Origin of the sequence: Pedobacter segetis, assembly GCF_016623585.1 — a bacterium.
GTDB classification, from domain to species: Bacteria; Bacteroidota; Bacteroidia; order Sphingobacteriales; family Sphingobacteriaceae; genus Pseudopedobacter; species Pseudopedobacter segetis.
On record NZ_JAEHFY010000003.1, the window covers coordinates 159,867 to 180,370 of the forward strand.

A 20,504-nucleotide genomic window follows, 5' to 3' on the forward strand; every position below is an offset into this window, starting at 1 on the left:
TCAACGTAAGGGAATAATAAACAGGGAATTAATCGTTATTTTGATAACCGCACCAAATCATCGCTTATTTATAAATGAAGTATATTTTTACTTTTTTATTTGTGCTAATAAGTATCGTTAATGTAAATGCACAAAACATTTCTAACGAAGGTACCGAGTTTTGGCTGTGTTTTCCTTCACACTCGCCTGCGGGATCAAGAAACAACCCAGACCTTGCAAACCTATCGGTATTCATCACCTCTAAAAACAATACTAGCGGGGAGGTAACTTGTGGAACAAATTTCAGACAAACCTTTACCGTAGCGGCTAATACGGTAACGGAAGTAATTGTTGATAGAAATGCTTCTTATATTTCTGATGCTTCAAATTATAATCCTAACAAGGGAATAAGGGTTTTAATAGATAGTGGTATGCCTAAAGCAGTAGTTTATGGCCATGTTTTTGCCGGGGCAAGATCTGCCGCAACATTGGTACTCCCTAAGTTGGCGTTGGGACAAAAATATTTTGCGATCTCTTACGATCAAACCTTAAGCGTAAACAATTCTAGGTCTCAGTTTGATATTGTTTGCGTAGAACCTGATACTAAGATAAACATTACTCCTCGCGAAAACGGGGTTCTTAAACCAACATTTAGTGTTAGACTTTTTAATGTTGGCGATGTTTACCAATACCAAAGCGATGCAGATATTACGGGTTCTTACATAGAAGTTGATGCTTCATCATCTAGTTGCAAAAGATTTGCGGCTTTTTCTGGAAGTTCGGCCCTAGGAATTTTATCTCCGGGCTGTAATCCTCCTGGTAGTAATTTCGATACCAGTCTAAATATTTCTTATGATCCTTTGTTCCAGCAATTATACCCATTAGAAAGTTGGGGTAAAGAATTCCCTCTGATTCCTTTTTTTGATAGAAATACAGGCTCTATTTATAGGGTTTTAGCATCTGAAGATAACACCAACATACAAATAAACGGGGTTAATAAAGTGCTTAATAGAGGCCAATATTATACCACAACGCCAACAAACGCCATTTCAACGGTAACGGCAGATAAACCCGTTACAGTTGCAGAATATGCACTAACCCAGTTCTGTGCAGATTCACGCAATAGAGGGAACAATGCCAGGCCTAGTGACCCGGATATGGTAATCCTGAACCCTCTAGAGTATAGGATAAAAGATGTAACCATGTATTCGGCTTTAAAGGAAGCCATTAGGGATCAATACCTTAATATTATGATACCCAATGCAGGTGTGGCAAGTTTCACAATTAATGGTACAAGTTACAGTAATAGGTTTAGCCCTGTGCCCGGTAACGCTGCCTATTCTTATGCTCAAATAAACCTGAAACAGATAAACAGCCCAACTTCAAGTTTTAACCTTAAATCTGAGGTGGCATTTAATGCCATGGCCTATGGATTTGGCGATTACGAATCGTACGCATATTCTGCTGGTACCAATCTGGCCTCTTCAATTTTTATAAATGCTGCAAAACCCGGCACAGACGATTTTATTACCAACGCCTGTACCGATCAACCTTTCGATTTTAGATTGGTTTTACCTTACATGGCCACAAAATTAATTTGGACATTAGAAACGGGAGATTCTAGCATTACACAAGAAGGCGCAAATCTAAGGCCTAAAGCGATAACTGTAAACGGTAAATTACTATTCGAGTATCGTTTACCGGCAAATAAAATATACGATCAGGTAGGTACCAAGCAGATAAAGATCGTAGCTACAATTCCGCCTTCTGGCGGATGCCCTTCTGGAGACGAAACGCTTAATTTTGATTTTGAGGTTTACAATCCACCGGCAACTTCTAAAGTATTGGCACCTTCTAATGTTTGCATAAATGATCCGGTTAATTTTAAATTAGAAGAGATAAATAGAGATAGGCCGATAATAAGTTATCTTTGGGATTTTGGTGATGGGGCTACCTCAACAGAACAAAACCCTGTTCATGCGTTTAATACAGGAGGACTTAAAACCATTAAATTGGCCATCAAAAACGATGTTGCCTGCGTTTCTGAAGTGAACGAGTTACCTATTATGGTTTATAAAAAACCCGTATCAGACTTTAGTATTTCAAATATCTCTTGTGCCAACCAAGAAATAGCATTTACCAATCAATCTCAACTGTTTACTTACCCACCAGATAGTGTAAATTATATCTGGGATTTTGGCGATGGTACAACATCTACCGATGTAAGCCCAAAGCACACATATTTGGCTGGAAATACCTATCAGATAAACCTTACACTTTCTACCAAAGCAGGTTGCTCATCAACAAAAAGTACTTCTATAATCATCAATGATTCGCCCTTGGCAGATTTTGCAGATCCAAATGCTTGTGCAAGGGATAACATCGTTTTTAAAGCCATCAATACTTCATCAGATATTGTTTCTTATCAGTGGAGTTTTGGCGATGGTTCGCCAAGTGTTACCCAAACAACAAAGAACTCCCCTTCGCATCAATTTTCTATACCGGGCACTTATACGGTTTCTTTGAAAGTCTTATCGTCTAACGGGTGCGATTATACCAAAAGTAAAACCATATTGATAAGTTCTTCTAATCCAAAGGCAGGGTTTTCTGTTATTAACGCCGCTAATCTTTGTAGCAACCAACCTGTACAATTTAAAGATCTATCTAATGTACAAACAGGTAAAATAGTAAAGCTAGAATGGGTTTTTGAATATCAAAACGGAGGCGTAAATACAAAAGAGGCTTATTTGTTACCCGCAAGCGACTCTACCTATACGCATAAATATCCTAGCACTAAAGAAACGGTTAATTACCAAGTTACCTTAAGGGCCTACTCTGGTAATGATTGTTTTGAAGATTTTGGACCGGTTAGTATTACCGTAAAAGGAAGCCCAGAGGTTAATTTCTCTCCCTTGGCAGGGATTTGTATCGATAAACCAAAAATTACCATAACGCAAGCCAAAGAAATTACGGGCATTGCAGGTAAAGGTATATTTACCGGCGATGGGATTACTAAAGATGGTGTATTTGACCCCGTAATTGCTGGCATTGGCAGCCATACTATCTCCTACACATTTACCGCAGATAATGGTTGTAATGACATTAAGCAACAAGAAATAGAGGTATTCCCACAACCAACGGCAGATGCCGGAGACGATGCCACAATTTTAATAGGCGGGCAATATACTATACCTGCTAAAGCCACAGGAGAGGGGTTAACTTATCAATGGCTTCCTTCAACAGGATTGAGCGATGCCTCAGTTTTAAACCCAATTGCATCGCCTAGGCAAACCACACTTTATACTTTAATTGTAACTTCTAAAGATGGTTGTACAATAAGCGACCAAGTTAACGTTGAAGTAGCAACCAAACCAACAATACCCAATACATTTACACCTAACGGAGATGGCAATAACGATACCTGGAACATTAAATACTTAGATTCTTACGTAAACGCTAGAATGACGATTTTTAACCGCTTTGGTAACCCGGTATTTACTTCTATAGGCTATGCAACCCCTTGGGATGGTAGATCAAATGGTAAGGAAGTTCCGGTTGGGGTATATTATTATGTGATTGATACAAAAGTGGAAGGACGAAAATTTACAGGTTCGGTTACGGTGATCAGATGAGGCGATTAATTTTTATATTATTTGTGTTGTTTGGTGTGCTAAAAAGTTCTTTGGCGCAGCAAAAGCCCCAATACACCCAATATATACTCAACAATTTTATCATCAACCCTGCAATTTCGGGTATAGAAAATTATATCGATGTTAAAGCAGCTACCCGGCAACAATGGGCGGGTTTAGAAAACGCACCTCAAACATCTTATTTAACGGCTCATATGCCTTTAGGCAACACAAATGATTGGGGAAGTGCAACTTCTTATGGCATGGTTGGCGATAATCCACTTGGCAGGAGTTATAAATCTGATTATGAAGCTTCTAAATCTCATTCTGGTATAGGTTTAATAGCCGTTGTAGATAAAACCGGCCCATTGAGCAATAATTCCTTTAATTTAACTTATGCCTATCACATTGGTTTGGCCCCAAGGTTAAATTTGGCGGTTGGTGTTGGGGCAGGAATATCTAAGGTAACTTTAAATACAAATGATATCACTTTAGAAAACCCAAACGATGCAGCTATTGCCAATAGTGGTAATATAAACCGGATAAAACCCGATCTTAACGTTGGCATTTGGCTTTACTCGGCAGAGTTTTTCTTTGGGGCTTCGGTTCAGCAAATTTTGCCACAAACCCTTTCATTTTCCGATCAATCTTCTTACAATCAAGGGAAAACCGTTCCGCATTCTTTTTTTACGGCAGGTTATCGTTTTTGGTTGAGCGATGATGTTACCGTTATACCTTCTATAATGGTAAAGTATGTAAACCCTGTGCCTTTAGGGATTGATTTTAATACCAAAGTTGCCTTTAGGGATAAATTTTGGGTAGGCGGGGCTTACAGAAAAGACGATTCTTATTCTGGAATGGTGGGTTTTAACCTAGGTTCATTAATTAACGTAGGTTATGCCTATGATTTTACGCAGTCTGCATTAAACACCGTTTCAAGGGGTTCGCATGAGATTGTGATTGGCCTTACGCTGAACAATCATTACAAAGTTACCTGTCCGCAAAAATTATGGTAATCAATTAGAGCCTGTTTAAATTTGTATCGTAAAAATATTTATAGCTTTAACGCATTTGCAGCCAAAAAAGCCTAACCGACCTCTGGCGGTAAGCACAAACAAATTATCAGATAAATTTTAAAAGGCCTTTAAATACTCTTCATCTTTTTTAACAAACCTTCTATCACTTTTGGGAAGTGGGTATGTTCTAATTGTTGCACCTTAAACTTCATCATTTCAAGATCATCTCCTTTATCAACCCTAAATTTAGATTGATGGATAATTTCGCCATCATCAAAATTCTCGTTCACAAAATGGATGGTAATGCCAGATTCTGTTTCTTTATTTGCTAAAACAGCTTCATGAACGCGTTCGCCATACATTCCTTTCCCTCCGTATTTTGGTAATAACGAAGGATGTATATTAATGATCTTATTTGGATAGGCCTTTAATAAATTCAATGGTACCAACCATAAAAAACCCGCCAAAACCACTAGATCTATATTCAAATTGTTTAAAAGTGCCAGTATTTTGTTGGTTTCATAAAATTCTTTTTTATCGAAGATATGAGACGGGACCTCAAAATTATCTGCCCTTTGCAAAACATAGGCATAAGGGTTGTTGGTTAAAATAAGTGCAACTTCTGCTTCATTACTTTTTTTAAAATGCTCCATAATTTTTTGAGCGTTTGATCCTGATCCTGATGCAAAAATGGCAATACGTTTCTTCACTATTAAAATGGGATTTTTCTGTTTTCCCAAAGATATAGTTTTGAATGTTTTTTGAAAATGAAATGTAAGAATTATGGATAATTAAAATTAACATCCCTTTCTTTTACTTAATGGATTAGTATTTGCTTTAATGATACCAAAGTTTGTCTCAAGATATTCGTTATGCGGTAATAAGTAGTTTAAACAGATTGGTTTGTAATGCTGAGCAGATTCAAATGCCTAGCGAGGTCGAATGTGGTACCGAGCGAGGTCGAATGTGGTGCCGAACGAGGTCGAAGCAGCCCAACGCTCCCCTTTCACTTCGCTAAGGTTGACAGCCTTCATGTTGTATGTTTATACATCAAAATTTACAGCTAACCGTATGAAGGGTATTTTAGAGACATTATTAATCATTTACCTTAAAAAAATAAAATAATGGAAAATTTAAAAGGAAAAAATATCGCTATTTTAAGTGATAACGGTTTTGAACAATCAGAACTATTAGAACCAAAGAAAGCATTGGAAGATGCCGGAGCAACCGTTCATGTAATTTCAAATCAAAAAAACAGAATTAAAGCCTGGGACCAAAAAGATTGGGGCCTCGATGTAGATGTGGACGTAGATCTGTATCATGCCAAGGCCGATGATTATGATGGCTTGATGATTCCTGGCGGCGTGATGAACCCTGATAAAATGAGAGCAAGCCAAAGCTATATAGATTTTGTAAAAGAATTTTTTGCCGCCGGTAAACCAATAGCTTCTATATGCCACGGCCCACAATTATTAATCGAAACCGGGGCCTTAAAAGGAAGAAGGATGACTTCTTACCCTTCCATTAAAACAGATTTAATTAACGCTGGTGCAAACTGGGAAGATAGCGAAGTTGTGGTTGACCAAGGTTTGGTTACTAGCAGATCGCCTAAAGATTTACCTGCATTTAATAAAAAGATGATCGAGGAGTTTAGAGAAGGCGTTCACGAAGAGCAAAACACGCTTTAATAAAGAAATCAATAAAAAAAGGGAGAAATTATTCTCCCTTTTTTTGTGGCATCATTCCCATGTTTTTTTCTGTTGTTGGCATGGTAACGGCTGGTTCTTCTTGGCCTCTGTGGCAAGTTGCACAGGTAACGGCAAAACTACCATGGCGTTCTAAATGTCTTTTAAAATATTTGTTGTTGATAGAATCTGTCATCACCATCATATATCTTGCGAAATTTTTCTTCCTGTTCTCATCGCTAGCAAAATCTAATTTTGTACTATCTGTTTTTGATTTTGCATGGCAAAAATTACATTTTACTCCTAAAGCATCCTTAAAATTATGCATAATGCTATCCAAGGCTTTTTTAGAAATATCTTTTGGCAGTACCTTTAGGTTTTTGGCTTTCCAGTCTTGTTGCTGCGTATTTTGCTGTGGAACCGTGGCCGCCAAACTTATGCCCCCAATTATCGTAAGGATAAAAAGAAAAGGTTTTATTTTATTTTTCATGATGTGCTAATTTTAATTAAAATAGGGCATAATTTTTTACAATTCCAAACGCATCATCCAATCGGTTTGAAGGTCTTTACCGATAGGGTAGATATGGCTATCGAACTTTTTAAAACCTTGGTTTTGATAAAACCTGATGGCATTTATATTATGTTCCCAAACACCTAGCCAGATATATTTCTTATCATCCAAAACCGCTTTAATCTTAACTTCATTGATGATGAAATTACCTATCTTTTTATTTTGGAACGTTGGGTAAACATAAAGTCGTTCTAATTCTATCCCATCTTGTGCCCCAATCTCTGTTTGGCTTTCGCCGATGTTTATCTTAAAATAGGCGGCCAACAAATCATCGTGATAAACAAAATAAAATTTTGAATTGCTTTGGTGTATTTGATGTGTTAAAGCTGCGATTGAAAAGGTTTTTTCAAAATAAATAGCCAAATTTTCTTGCGTATTGTCATCGGCGAAAGCCAAAAGAAAAGTTTCTTTACTGATCTTTTGAAGCAAATTTACTTGATGGATATTTACTGGTTTAATGGTTAGCAAAATGATTTATTTAGCGAATGAAAACTTACGGGCGAAGGTTAGACCAACACCAACTATTAAATCACTATTGGTGTCATTTTGGTAAAAACCTTTAAGGCCATATTCCATTTTATTTGTTATTAAATATTTGTAATCTAGTGCAAATTGATAACCGATACTTAATGTTGTAGGATGAGTTTTATAAATCTTGTAAGAAGGTTGTCTATCTTGAGAATTATCATAGCCATAACCATATTTTTCTGGCAAACTAGTGTTCTGAAACCTTATTATAGTACCGGCACCAATATTAAGTTGTTGTTTTTTGCTTTTTAACAGGGTGTAAAATAGAGTTGGTGAGGTTTGTAAACCTGCTGTTACAAAATGTAAAGCAACCGTTTTATCTATGGTATTTGGGGGTTGGCTAATAGATCTGTAAGAGAAATCATCTGCACTATTAACGGTAAAAGCCAGATTGGTATAAAATGATAACCTCGATCTAAATTGATGCTTATAACCAATCGCAATCATTAAACCACTCAAATCTCCGGTCCCGTGGTTAGCGTAAAAGGTCTCTAATGATATGCTTTCCCTCTTTTGAAAACTATATTTGATGCTGTCTTTACTGGTTTGGGCAAATGCGGCAGCGTAAATGGTACACAATAATGGCGTTAAAATTTTTCTGTAAGTTTTTCTCATAAATAAAATTAAAAAGGCCTTAACGTGAGGAATGTTAAGGCCTTAAATATATAGAAAAACTAAAAGAATTCTTAACCAATACGGTACTGCTTTTAATTATGATACAAAGATTAGATCATTTCTTTTTCCAAATTGAGTTTGCTGTTTTTGTAACTGTAAGTAAAATAGATTACCAGGCCAACCACTAACCATATCAAAAACCTTAGCCAATTGGTATAGCCCAATTCTGTCATCAAATAAGAACAACTTAACAAGCCTAAGACCGGTATTAGCGATAAATTTTTGGTAAAAGAGAAGTAGGTGATCAATACCAATAAAATTAAAAACAGGTATAAAGGCAATCTTTCCCTCACTGTTTCCCAACCGTGGCTAAAATCAAAAACCTGTATAAGGGGTTTATAAAAGAAAATTAAACCAACAGCTACCAATACGGGAACTATGAATTTGCCATTGATGTATGGCATTTTAAAGCGTTTTTTCCCGATATTTTCTTCGGTATCTTTTGGCAATAATAAAACCCCACTGCAAACCAAAACAAAGGCAAATAATGTCCCTATGCTGGTTAGATCCGTAACCTCGGTAAGGTTCATGAACAGTGCAGGTATTGCCACTACAAAACCTGTTACGATAGTAGAAAATGAAGGCGTTTTATATTTGGGATGGATTTTTGAAAATACTCTTGGTAATAGTCCGTCGCGGCTCATGCTCATCCAGATACGTGGTTGGCCCATCTGAAAGATCAATAAAACACTTGCTGTTGCAATTACCGCACTGATAGAAATTACATAACTGATTTTATTTAACCCAACCCTTTCAAACACAAAAGCCAATGGATCGGAAACCGCCAATTCGCTGTAATTAACCATCCCGGTTAAAACCAAGGCAACTAAAATATATAATACCGTACAAATGATCAATGAATAGATCATCCCTCGTGGTAAATCTTTTTGCGGGTTTTCACATTCTTCTGCGGTTGTAGAAATTGCATCGAAACCTATATAAGCAAAGAAAACTCCCGAAACACCTTTCATCATCCCAGAAAAACCGTTTGGTAAAAACGGGTGCCAATTTGCTGGGGTAACGTAAAAGAAGCCAATCACAATTACCGCTAAAACCACGCAAATTTTTAGTACAACCATGGCATTAGTTGCTCTTTTAGTTTCCCTGATGCCAATATAAACTAAATAAGTGATGATAAATACGATTAATAAGGCAGGGAAATCGGCAATTAATCTAACACCCCCAATTGATGGTGCGGTTGCCCAAGCTTCTGCGGCATATTTTGTATTAGAGCTTAAACTTTCTACCGCCCCACCTGATGCCACCAATTGCGCCACTTGCTCATTAGCTTTGTAAGCAGAAAAATAATCCATGGTAACATAGGCGGGCAAATGGATGTTGAAACCTTTTAACAGGTTTACAAAATAACCGCTCCAAGATATGGCAACGGCAATGTTTCCGATGGCATATTCCATCAATAGATCCCAACCGATGATCCATGCCACCAATTCGCCAAAAGAGGCATAAGCATAGGTATAAGCACTACCAGAAACTGGGATCCTAGAGGCAAACTCGGCATAGCAAAGTGCAGAAAAGCCACAGGTAATGGCTGTTATCACAAATAAAATACTTACTCCTGGGCCTCCGTTAAAAGATGCTTGGCCAATAGTAGAGAAAATGCCCGCACCAATTACGGCGGCAATTCCCATCATGGTTAAATCTTTAACGTTCAATACTTTATTTAGGCTAGCGTGTTCACCATCGCCATAACCTTCTTTGGTATCATTTAATATTTTGGCAATGGTTTTTTTTCTGAATATTCCTTTTTGCATCTATTTTATTTATCGCTTTTAACAGCTTGATCAATTGATAATCTGAATTTGATAATTCTTTATCGTAAACCTTAGTTTTGGGGCGTTTTAACACTCCACCAACTGGCGGCTATTTTTTTGTTTTATTCTTCGGCATCCTCTTCGACTTCCTCTTCGACTTCCTCTTCGACTTCGCTCAGAGTGACATTGCTCAGAGTGACATTGCTCAGAGTGGCATTGCTCAGAGTGGCATTGCTCAGAGTGACATTGCTCAGAGTGGCATTGCTCAGAGTTGCAATTACCAGAGTTGCAATTCCCAGAGTGAAAATGCTCAGAAAGACAAAAAAGCAAGCCCAACTACTGGCGGGGGATGCCGCTCTAATCGTTAACGATCTACAATGTAGATATAGCCCTGATTAATCTTTTTTATAGCCACGTTAATTATCGAACTCAAGTTTATAGATAAATCTTAAACAAGCTCAAAATCAAACTTAAAAAATTATCAGCCAAAAAATGGCTTAAATTAAAAAAACCTAATTTATTTACCGTAAAGATGATTTTTATAGAGGTAACTTGCGGTTTGGTAAAAAGCTATCGCTTCTTCTTTCAGTTTTTTATCTACTTTTTCTGGTATTTGATCGGTATTGGGCATAATTTTAAATTGCTGCACCTTTTTTTGTGGTGATAATACCAATAAATGCCCATTCCTTATAAAGCCCAACTTTTCGTAAGTGCTTATAAAAGCCCATTCCTCATCGGGTTTAACCCTAAAAATATCCCTACCAAAAAATTTAGAGTTGTAGTTTACCTTTAACATCCCTAAAATTGTGGGTACCAGATCCATTTGCCCGGTTAGTTTAGTATAAACTTGAGGTTTAACTATTTTGGGGGCATAAATAATTGCAGGAATATGGTACCTATAAGCAGGAAGCTCGGTTTTACCGGCACTAGAGGCACAATGATCGGCCACAATAACAAAAATGGTGTTATTAAACCAAGGTTTGGAAGCCGCTTCTCTTAAAAATTTCCCAATGGCATAATCGGTGTATTTTACCGCTCCCTCTTGGCTGGTATGCGATGGAATATCAATCCTACCGTTAGGATAAGTAAACGGGCGATGGTTAGAAACCGTCATGATGTGCGTAAAAAACGGGTTTCCAGATTGATAATCCTTATCTAGTTGCTTTATTGAAAGCGTAAATAAATCTTCATCGGCAACGCCCCAAATGTTTTCATAATGGATGTCTTTTTTATCGGTAATGGCAGTTCTATCAATAACTTGGTAACCATTATTGCCAAAGAAATAGTTCATGTTATCAAAATAACCATAGCCGCCATAAATAAATTGAGGGATATAATTCCGTTTCTTTAATAGATTACCGATGGTAAAAAGGTTTTCGTTATTGGGTCTTTTAACGATGGATTGGCCGGGAGTTGGTAGAATTGATAAAGAAAGTGCTTCTAAACCACGTACCGTTCTGGTGCCAGAAGCGTAAAGATTACTGAATAATAAACCGTTTTTCCCCAAACTATCCAGATTTGGGGTAAGCCCTTGCGTATTGCCATAAACGCCCAAATAATCTGCACTTAAACTTTCTACGCTTATCAAAACTACGTTATATCTTTTTTCGGTGCCGTTATAAGAAATCTTTCTTTCGATGCTATTTGCTTTATCAACAAAAGCTACGCTATCTCTCCCTAATAAATCCCTTACTATTTTAAAAGCCTTATCTTGATCAATGGTGGCGTAAAATTTATTATAATCAAGTTCGTTGTTCCAAAAAGCAGCACCAAACTCGTACAAACCATCACCGGCCAGCTCAACCGCAAACTGGTTATCGCTAAACTCTTTCCCTTTGTTGCCCACAAAAAACCAAGAAAGGATAGGGATACAAAGCAAGGGAACCGCTATTAAAGTTCTTTTGCCAAAGCGAAGATTGCTTTTTAGGGATGCTTTAATGCTGTTTTTTATCAGAAAGAATGCTGCAATGGCTATTAAAAATACAACAATGATGATTTTTACAACAGGATAAGATTCCCAAATATTACCGATAACTTCTGTGGTATAAACCAGGTAATCTACCGCTATAAAGTTGAAACGGGTAGAAAACTCTTCCCAAAACACCCACTCGGCAACAATATTGAAAAGCAATAAAAAGGTAACTATTAAAAAATAGCTATATAATAAAAAGCGATGCCATTGTTTTTTATACAATTTATTGGGAACAAGCCATATATAAAGAACCAAAGGGATGCAAAAATATCCCGCTAATACGGTATCGTAAAATAAACCAATAAAATAAACCCCAATGATGTTTATAAATGTCCAATCAAAACCTGCTGCCGATTTGATCAACAAAGCGGTTCTGGTAATGAATGCTAAAGAAATGATGATCAGATAAAGGAGGAAAACTGGGCCAAATCTTTTGGCAAAAATTTTTTGAAAAAAAGACATCTAAAATTTTAGTTTGTGATAATAAACGAAGTTAATGTAAATCCGTTTGTGATTTTAATGATATTTAGAATATTAACGTAATTTAATATATCTCTGTAAAAAGTTGTGATTTATTATCCATCATAAATAAAAAAGGTAAAATCAGAACAATAGAAATAAAGTTAAGATCATATTTAAAATCAATATAGATCGATGAAATACAGACTAATAGAATAGCTGCGATAATAAGTAGTAATTCTTTATCTGTTTTCTTAAACCCAATTTGGATTTCCTTGTTTAAAAACCAATTCTCTTTTAAAGTTAGTTGTTCTGATCCAAAGCAGCTTTCAATAGCTATTTGATGTGAGTTTTCTGGTAAATCTATTTTAAATCCCTCGCCGTTTCCCAGATTAAAAACAAAGCGATCATCAATAGTTACGTTTACAATTTTGAAACTACCAAAAAACTGTTTTTTTCGTTTGACAATCAGCTGTGCCATAATTTAAAGGTAAAAATTTTTCATCAATCAAAAAATCAAACCCTATCCACCGCCACTTTATAAGTTGGGTCTTCTAAGATATTTACATCAATAACATCACTGGCGTTGTGCAAAAGTTGTTTGCAATCATCGCTTAGATGTCTCAAATGAAGTTTTTTTCCTGCCAATTTATACCTATCTGTTAGTTTATTCAAGGCATCAATCCCCGACATATCGGCCACTCTACTATCGCTGAAATCTATAATTACTTCATTTGGGTCATTTACTATATCAAATTTTTCGTTAAATGCCGTTACAGACCCAAAAAATAGTGGCCCATAAATTTCATAATGTTTGATGCCATTCTCATCTATATATTTTCTAGCCCTGATGCGTTTGGCACTTTCCCAAGCGAATACCAATGCAGATATAATGATACCTATTAAAACGGCCAAAGCTAGATTGTGGAGCCAAATGGTAATTGCTGCAACTAATATCCCAATAAAAATATCTTGTTTCGGCATTTTATTGATGATCCTAAAGCTGATCCATTCAAATGTGCCAATTGCGACCATGATCATTACGCCAGTTAAAGCGGCCATGGGTAACAAACCAATTATAGGGGCACCAAAAAGTATGATCATCAGGATGGTGATAGAAGCAACTATTCCAGACAATCTGGCTCTTGCCCCGGCAGATAAATTAACCAAGGTTTGGGCAATCATAGGGCAACCACCCATTCCAGAAAAGAAACCGTTCAAAATATTGGCGCTTCCTTGGGCAATGCATTCCCTGTTTCCGTTTCCACGTGTTGCCGTCATTTCATCAACTAAATTTAACGTCAATAAGCCTTCGGTAAGGCCAACACCTGCCATTATGAAAGAATAAGGCAATATAATTTCTAAAGTTTTAAAACCTAAGGGAATGTTTGGGATGTGAAACGGAGGAAAACCACCGCTAACAGAAGCAATATCGCTAACTGTTTTTGTATCGATGTTAAACCCTAAAACAATTAAAAACACGGTAATAATAGCAACCAAAGAAGGGGGAACCGCCTTACTTATTTTTGGGAATATAAAAACAATGGCAATTGTTAAGGCTACCAAACCTGCCATAATCAATAATGGTTGCCCAGTTAACCAGGTTACCTCTCCATTTACAACCGTTTTAAATTGCTCTATTTGAGCCATAAATATAATGATAGCCAAGCCGTTAACAAAACCGTACATAACCGGTTGAGGCACTAATCTTATAAATTTACCAAATTTAAAAATCCCTACCAAAAGCTGCACAACACCTGCTAAAGCAACTGCTGCAAAAACATATTCAATCCCATTAGATTTCATCAAAGCAATTAAAACCACTACGGTTGCACCTGCGCCTCCAGAAACCAATCCTGGTCTGCCACCTAAAACAGAAGTTACCAAACCCATAATAAAAGCGGCGTAAAGCCCAACCAGTGGTGGGAAACCAGCCAATATTGCAAAAGAAAGGGATTCTGGCATCATCGTCATGGCTACGGTAATACCTGCCAAAATCTCTACTTTGTAATCTATCTTCTGCTCGAAATTGAATAAGTTAAGTATGGCTTTCATTAAAATGTTTTTGCGGTTTTCAAAAGTTGCGAAGCTAAGGTTATTAGATCTGGGATGCAAGTTGGCTTTTTAGTTCATTAGGGATTAATTTATTTGATGATTTTCTGATCTGGTAAAAACAGAAACTGCTCTGTTAAGTTGATGGCACATTACACAAAGCTAAAGGCAATAAAGAACCTTTAACCGAAAAACCATGTAGAAAAAGTTGGAGCCTCGATAGAAAATGCTTACCATAAATATAAAGTTTTCAAGAAAAAAATCATCTACATAGTTTCTATCGTTCAATTTAAAAGGGCGTGATGATGTTTTTATCCTTTTTTGCGAGAAAGTAAAAAATTGGGTTTGTGCCTATTTTTTTGCATTAAATTTATAATAAAATAATCTATCTATTTAATAAGAATGTCTATTAATGCAATGCTTTTTTTGGTTTAGATTTGACAAAAGCAATGGTTTTAATTTACTTAAAATCATTGTTTTAATTAACCAATTACCAAACCAAATTATTTCCAAAAAAATGAAAAGAAAAAAAATCTTTGGGCTGTCTTCATTGCTGCTAATTGCCATGAGTTTTACCCAATGCACCAAATCACAGGAAGAAGTTGCTGTAACAAAAAGTGGAAGTGGGGATGTGGCTGTTGTAAAAACGGATGCCAATGCCACTAAAATTTTTCCGGGGCAGGTATGGAATGACATCTACGGGAAAGCAATTGTGGCAACCGGGGGTGGTATTTATTATGAAAACGGATTTTACCACTGGTACGGAGAGGCAAAAAAGGCCGGTAGCTCTCCTGGTAAAGGTGGTATAGATGCAGGCATGCACTGTTATCGTTCTAGGGATCTGATCAACTGGAACGATTTTGGCGTAGTGCTTCCACTGTCTTCCGATCCTAATAGCGATATTGCCGACGGGTGTATTTTTCAACGCCCTAAAGTGGTAAAAAACAACAGCACAGGCAAATACGTTGCGTTTTTTAAACTTTATTTAAAAGGAGAAGGTTATACCAGAACTTTTTTGGGTATAGCAACGGCAACTTCGCCAACAGGCCCCTTTACCTATGTTAAAAAGGTACTTGCTACATCTAATAAGGGCTCTGGTGATTTTACCATGTTTAAAGATACCAACGGAGATTTGTACCATATCGCCGTACGCAGATCTGATCGTAAACTGGTAAAAGCAAAAATGAGTAGCGATTACATGACCCCTGGAACTTATTCAGAAATGACGGGCGTACAAACTAACACCGAAGGGCCAGCTATTTTTTATAAATCTGGCGTTTACCATTTATTGGGTTCTGGATCTAACGGTTGGGATTCAACGGCACCAAGATATTTTACAAGTTCAAGTCTTGGCGGCCCATGGACTTCGCAATCTAACCCTTGCACTGGTACAAACCCTATCAATGGCGTAGGAAGCGATTTAACTTGGGGAGGCCAGTCAACCTTTATATTCCCGATAGAAGGGCATGAAAACCAATATGTTGCCATGTTTGATATTTGGGTGCCAGAACGCAGGTATATTTGGCTTCCATTTAGGGTAGATAATCAAAAGATGCACATCGCCTGGCAAAATAGCTGGGACCTTACCTGGTATCCTTAATAGTTACTTGTTTCATCTGGTAAAGAAACTGTTTAATTTAAAACTGCCTCTATAAATTAGTAGGCAGTTTTTTTATTTTATAGATATTAATAGCGGCGATTTAGCAAAGCTGATAAGCAACAGTTCTTAAGCGTTTTAATACAGATTGGGAGCTTTGCTACCGCTAAGTTTCTTGTTTTTCTTTCCAGATTATTTTAAAATGTTTTAACTAATCAATTTTGTGTTTTAAAGATGTTTATTGCCGTTAAAGGATATTCTTTTTTGATTTAATGAACTCATTGTTTTAATTTGGAGAAGAAAAATGGGTACATCATACAAAGAAAAAATTAAGCATCGAAACCTATGGCTAAAAAGCTTTGCCCTATTTTCTAATTTGTTTTTTTTTATCTATCAACCTTCTATCGCTCAAATAAAAATAGAAGCACCAATAACTATTGATAACGGATTGATTAACAATGAAGTTACGGCAATTCATCAAGATAAATTTGGCTTTTTATGGTTTGGCACCAGGGGTGGCTTAAACCGTTACGATGGTTATGATTTTAAGATCATTAGATCAAGGCCGCAATCTAAAAACAACCTTTCTAATCAATCTGTTGAAGTTATAGCAGAAGACAAAGACCATAATTTATGGATCGGTACTAAAAGCGGCGGGCTAAACAGCTATAATCTGTTAAAAGATTCTATCGTTCATTACCGCCCAACAGCCAATATTAAAATTCAAGAAATAAAATCATTAACTATTGATAGTTCTGGAACCTTGTTTATTGGTGCCACCCAAGGCCTCTTTACTTTAAAAAACGGTAAATTTAACAGTGTTAATAACAACAAATGGGGCGTTAAAGCACTAAAAGTAGATAGAAAGGGCCGTGTTTGGGTTGGTGCATTAAATGGGCTTTTCTTGTACGATCAACCCTCAAATTCTTTAGTCCCCGTAATCTTAGATAAGATACGTCCCAATATAACTTCCATAGCAATTGACGATGAAAAGGACGTTTTATACCTCGGTACATGGGATTCTGGTTTAGTAGAGTATAAAATAAATACTCAAACAACCACTCAGTTTCTTTTTAACAAAAACATTTCTAGCACTAAACTAAGCAACAATACCTATAGGGTTTTTTTGGATAAAGATAAAAATCTTTGGGTTGGCTCTTGGGGCAATGGGCTAAAGAAGTTTAATATACATAACAAAAAATTTGAGAGCATTAAAATCAAACCAGATGATGTTCATAACACCAATTATGATATTGTTTTATCCATAGAGCAAGATAAGGCCGGTATTATTTGGGTAGGGGTTGATGGGGGAGGGGTATGCAAAATTAATCCGCTTAGGAAAAAATTTAAAACCATAACTTATTCTGAAGGGCAAGGCAAAGGCTTAACCAACACCCATGTTACGGCTATTCATCAAGACGCAAGAAATGCGTTATGGATTGGTGCTAAAGACGGGGGCCTACTTTACAGTAAAGATGGTGTTGATTTTTCACAGAAAACGGAACTATCTCCAGAGGCGGTTATAGGAACTTTTTTAGAAGATGAAGAAAAAGATTTATGGATCGGTTCATCAAGCGGATTATATATTTACCGCGACTTTTATAACAAAAGTAATAACGTTCTACATTTTAAAAACTTAAGCACTAATAAAGCTTTAAACGGATTAAAAGTAACGGCCCTCATTAAAGATCATCATCAAACAATTTGGATAGGTACGCAAGATTTTGGTTTATTTAGGTTTAATGATGCTGATGGAGAAAAGCCAAATTTTATAAGATATGCCGATGAAGAAGGGCAAAAGGGAGCCTTGCAAAACCGAAGGATAAGCTGTTTATTGGTTGATCATCTTAATAGGCTTTGGGTAGGTACATATGATGGTTTGCACCTATATAACCCATTAAAAAATAATTTCGATGTTTTTAATACCGAAACAAACCAAAACAATACCATCTCAAACAATACGATTCTTACTTTGGCAGAAGACCATGCCGGCAATATTTGGATAGGTACGCAACAGGGCCTTAATAAGCTTAATTATCAAGATAGCGAACATTACAGCTTTAAAAGCTATTTTGAACAGGCCGGTTTCCCTAATGATTATGTACATGCCATACTTGTTGATGAGTTGGATAACATTTGGATGAGTACCAATAGCGGGATTACCAAGCTAGTGGCCGAAACGCATAAATTTAGAAATTTCGATAAAAGAGACGGTGTTTCCTCAAATACGTTTTCAGAAAACTCATGTTTTTTGGCAAACGATGGTAAAATGTTTTTTGGGGGTATTTCTGGTCTAACTTATTTTTATCCGGATAGCATCCGTTTAAACCGTTATGCCCCGCCGGTATTTATTACAAATTTAACAATAAACAATACCGATATTGACGTAGGAGACAAAGTGTTGGGAGATAAGATCTTATCAAGGGCCTTGTTCTTAACAGATAAGATTACGCTTTCTTACAAAGAAGATATCGTTTCTCTGTCTTTTTCGGCATTAGATTTCCACGCTTCGGATAAAAATCAGTACAGGTATAAACTAGATGGATTTGATAAAGAATGGGTGCAGGCAGGTAAAAGAAGGAGTGTAACTTATACAAACTTGCCACCGGGATCTTATGTTTTTAAGGTTGAGGGGTCAAATAGCGATCAAATTTGGAACACCAAAGGCGCCGAACTTAAAATAGTGATTTTTCCACCGCCTTGGAGAACTTGGTGGGCCTATACGCTTTATTGCCTGGCAATTATTTTTCTGCTATGGCTATCAAGATCTAGCACATTATCTAGGATAAAACTTAAAAACGATTTGCACATAGCTGATCTAAACTATAAAAAAGAGCATGAAATAACCGAAATAAAAAGTAGGTTTTTCGCCAATATTTCGCATGAGTTTAGAACACCCCTATCATTAATAATTGGGCCAATAGAAGGGTTAATGCAAGCAAAGAAATTTGATCCAGCTACTAAAACGGTGCTTCAAAAGGTACAAAACCAATCTAAAAGACTTTTAAGTTTAATTAATCAATTGCTAGATTATAACAAGGCCGAGGTTAACGCATTAAAGTTAAACGCTATCAACCAAGATATTTTACCAATTTTAACGGAGGTTTATGAATCTTTTGCCGATGAGGCAAGCAGGAAAAAAATAGTGTATTTGTTTGAAACAAACCAGAAACAGATATTCCTCAACATCGATAAAAACAAACTTGAGAATATAGTTTATAACCTTTTATCAAACGCATTTAAATTTACGCCAAACGGCGGTAGTATTGTTTTTAAAATAGCACTTAATGAGATAAGGGAAAAATGTGAAATCTCTGTTTCAGATTCTGGAAAAGGTATCAACAGCAATGATAAATCAAAAGTTTTTGATCGTTTTTATCAGGTTGCACAAGCAGAACCCGGCAAATATGCCGGCACAGGTATAGGTTTGGCTTTTGTAAAAGATTTGGTTGAGCTGCACCACGGAGAGATTGTGATAGAAGATAATGAACCATCGGGAACCATCATTAAAGCCTCGTTTCCCTTTTCGGCATTTTTTAAGGATCTGCACCCACCAGCATTAACAAATGTTGCCCAAAAATATACTCTAAACCAAGGGATAAGCGAACAGCCAATTCTTTTAGTGGTTGAAGATAACGAAGAGCTTAACCATTATATATCAGAAACCTTAAAAGCAATAGGTAGAGTTGTTTCTGCTAAAGACGGAAACGAAGGTTTTACAAAGGCTGCACAGATTATTCCGGATATTATAATAAGCGATGTAATGATGCCGATCAAAAATGGTTACCAACTATGTGCACAGCTTAAGGCCGATAATAGGACATCGCACATCCCAATTATTCTTCTTACCGCAAAAAGCGATGACGAATCTCATTTAAAGGGTGTAAACCTAGGTGCAGATAGTTATTTGGCCAAACCTTTTAACCCGGTAATATTAATATCGTACGTCAATAACCTAATTGAAAACCGTAAAAAACTAAAAGACCTTTTTGCGCACCGCTTAAACCTAGAGCCCAGTTTGGTAGAAGTAAATTCTGCAGAAGAAGAGTTTGTGAAAAAAACGATCGATTATATTGAAAAGCATATGGGCAAGGGTGAGTTTTCTATGGATGATATGGCGGCTTTTCTTAATATGAGCCGTTCTACATTTTACAGAAAACTAAAAGCATTAACCGGTATGTCTGGCACCTATTTTATACGATTGATAAGGCTTAAAAGAAGTGCTCAGCTTTTGGCAACCGGAGAATACACCGTAAGTACAGCTGCTTATGAAGTTGGTTTTAGCGATCTTAAATACTTTAGAAAAAGCTTTCAAAACCATTTTGGGGTAAACCCCTCTAAATATGCAGAAACAGAGAATAACAAAATCAAATAAGTCTTTTAAAACATGATTTATATCTATAAACCATGCTCAAAACACATTTGAACCCCTAAACCCTCAGCTTTGATTTCCTAGACCCCCTATTAAATCTGCTTTAAAATCTATACTTGTAACAGGAAAATCAAACGTTTCCTAACAACCAATTTTATCCTTTAAATAGCAGTTCTTAAGTCAGGTGTTTTTTTGTT

14 protein-coding genes are annotated in these 20,504 nt (G+C 36.5%); 5 read left to right on the forward strand and 9 right to left on the reverse strand.

Annotation, left to right across the window (positions count from 1 at the left end; translation table 11 throughout):
* The first annotated feature begins 74 nt into the window (after window positions 1-74).
* Window positions 75-3,611, forward strand: coding sequence for a PKD domain-containing protein (locus I5M32_RS03020; RefSeq protein ID WP_200584699.1), 3,537 nt, complete (start codon window positions 75-77; stop codon window positions 3,609-3,611).
* Entirely contained in the window at window positions 3,608-4,624 is a 1,017-nt protein-coding gene (locus I5M32_RS03025) for a PorP/SprF family type IX secretion system membrane protein (protein WP_200584700.1), read from the forward strand. The genes I5M32_RS03020 and I5M32_RS03025 overlap by 4 nt, the downstream gene beginning before the upstream one ends.
* A 128-nt stretch (window positions 4,625-4,752) precedes the next feature.
* Here the strand turns inward: I5M32_RS03025 and purN are convergent, their stop codons facing one another.
* Window positions 4,753-5,334, reverse strand: a complete 582-nt coding sequence (purN, locus tag I5M32_RS03030; RefSeq protein ID WP_200584701.1) for a phosphoribosylglycinamide formyltransferase — start codon at window positions 5,332-5,334, stop codon at window positions 4,753-4,755.
* Between the two features lie 414 nt (window positions 5,335-5,748).
* Between purN and I5M32_RS03035 the strand changes: the two genes are divergently transcribed.
* A complete protein-coding gene (locus tag I5M32_RS03035; protein ID WP_200584702.1) occupies window positions 5,749-6,312 on the forward strand; it encodes a type 1 glutamine amidotransferase domain-containing protein in 564 nt (187 codons plus the stop codon).
* A 28-nt stretch (window positions 6,313-6,340) separates the two neighbouring features.
* Here I5M32_RS03035 and I5M32_RS03040 read toward each other — a convergent pair whose 3' ends face one another.
* The 8 genes from I5M32_RS03040 to I5M32_RS03075 all read right to left on the reverse strand — a co-directional run bounded on the left by I5M32_RS03040 (window position 6,341) and on the right by I5M32_RS03075 (window position 14,341).
* Window positions 6,341-6,799: a c-type cytochrome gene (locus I5M32_RS03040; protein ID WP_200584703.1), complete on the reverse strand. Its 459-nt coding sequence runs from the start codon at window positions 6,797-6,799 to the stop codon at window positions 6,341-6,343.
* A gap of 36 nt (window positions 6,800-6,835) precedes the next feature.
* A complete protein-coding gene (locus I5M32_RS03045) occupies window positions 6,836-7,348 on the reverse strand; it encodes a GNAT family N-acetyltransferase (RefSeq protein WP_200584704.1) in 513 nt (170 codons plus the stop codon).
* 6 nt (window positions 7,349-7,354) lie between these two features.
* A complete protein-coding gene (locus I5M32_RS03050) occupies window positions 7,355-8,023 on the reverse strand; it encodes a hypothetical protein (protein ID WP_200584705.1) in 669 nt (222 codons plus the stop codon).
* A gap of 110 nt (window positions 8,024-8,133) precedes the next feature.
* Complete coding sequence (locus I5M32_RS03055; RefSeq protein WP_200584706.1) at window positions 8,134-9,855, reverse strand: amino acid permease; 1,722 nt, start codon at window positions 9,853-9,855, stop codon at window positions 8,134-8,136.
* A gap of 122 nt (window positions 9,856-9,977) precedes the next feature.
* On the reverse strand, window positions 9,978-10,217 hold the full coding sequence (locus I5M32_RS16965; protein ID WP_200584732.1) for a pentapeptide repeat-containing protein: 240 nt from the start codon (window positions 10,215-10,217) through the stop codon (window positions 9,978-9,980).
* A gap of 155 nt (window positions 10,218-10,372) precedes the next feature.
* Window positions 10,373-12,289: an LTA synthase family protein gene (locus I5M32_RS03065; RefSeq protein WP_200584707.1), complete on the reverse strand. Its 1,917-nt coding sequence runs from the start codon at window positions 12,287-12,289 to the stop codon at window positions 10,373-10,375.
* Between the two features lie 82 nt (window positions 12,290-12,371).
* Entirely contained in the window at window positions 12,372-12,767 is a 396-nt protein-coding gene (locus I5M32_RS03070; protein ID WP_200584708.1) for a hypothetical protein, read from the reverse strand.
* Between the two features lie 35 nt (window positions 12,768-12,802).
* Entirely contained in the window at window positions 12,803-14,341 is a 1,539-nt protein-coding gene (locus I5M32_RS03075) for a SulP family inorganic anion transporter (RefSeq protein ID WP_200584709.1), read from the reverse strand.
* A gap of 514 nt (window positions 14,342-14,855) precedes the next feature.
* Between I5M32_RS03075 and I5M32_RS03080 the strand changes: the two genes are divergently transcribed.
* Window positions 14,856-15,938, forward strand: coding sequence for a family 43 glycosylhydrolase (locus I5M32_RS03080; RefSeq protein ID WP_200584710.1), 1,083 nt, complete (start codon window positions 14,856-14,858; stop codon window positions 15,936-15,938).
* A 301-nt stretch (window positions 15,939-16,239) separates the two neighbouring features.
* On the forward strand, window positions 16,240-20,310 hold the full coding sequence (locus I5M32_RS03085) for a hybrid sensor histidine kinase/response regulator transcription factor (protein ID WP_200584711.1): 4,071 nt from the start codon (window positions 16,240-16,242) through the stop codon (window positions 20,308-20,310).
* Window positions 20,311-20,504: the final 194 nt, after the last annotated feature.

Excerpts from the sequence above, each read along its gene's own strand:
- I5M32_RS03020 (WP_200584699.1), top strand. The coding sequence starts at position 75 with ATGAAGTATATTTTTACTTTTTTATTTGTGCTAATAAGTATCGTTAAT.
- I5M32_RS03025 (WP_200584700.1), top strand. The coding sequence starts at position 3,608 with ATGAGGCGATTAATTTTTATATTATTTGTGTTGTTTGGTGTGCTAAAA.
- I5M32_RS03035 (WP_200584702.1), top strand. The coding sequence starts at position 5,749 with ATGGAAAATTTAAAAGGAAAAAATATCGCTATTTTAAGTGATAACGGT.
- I5M32_RS03040 (WP_200584703.1), bottom strand. The coding sequence starts at position 6,799 with ATGAAAAATAAAATAAAACCTTTTCTTTTTATCCTTACGATAATTGGG.
- I5M32_RS03050 (WP_200584705.1), bottom strand. The coding sequence starts at position 8,023 with ATGAGAAAAACTTACAGAAAAATTTTAACGCCATTATTGTGTACCATT.
- I5M32_RS03055 (WP_200584706.1), bottom strand. The coding sequence starts at position 9,855 with ATGCAAAAAGGAATATTCAGAAAAAAAACCATTGCCAAAATATTAAAT.
- I5M32_RS03065 (WP_200584707.1), bottom strand. The coding sequence starts at position 12,289 with ATGTCTTTTTTTCAAAAAATTTTTGCCAAAAGATTTGGCCCAGTTTTC.
- I5M32_RS03070 (WP_200584708.1), bottom strand. The coding sequence starts at position 12,767 with ATGGCACAGCTGATTGTCAAACGAAAAAAACAGTTTTTTGGTAGTTTC.
- I5M32_RS03075 (WP_200584709.1), bottom strand. The coding sequence starts at position 14,341 with ATGAAAGCCATACTTAACTTATTCAATTTCGAGCAGAAGATAGATTAC.
- I5M32_RS03080 (WP_200584710.1), top strand. The coding sequence starts at position 14,856 with ATGAAAAGAAAAAAAATCTTTGGGCTGTCTTCATTGCTGCTAATTGCC.
- I5M32_RS03085 (WP_200584711.1), top strand. The coding sequence starts at position 16,240 with ATGGGTACATCATACAAAGAAAAAATTAAGCATCGAAACCTATGGCTA.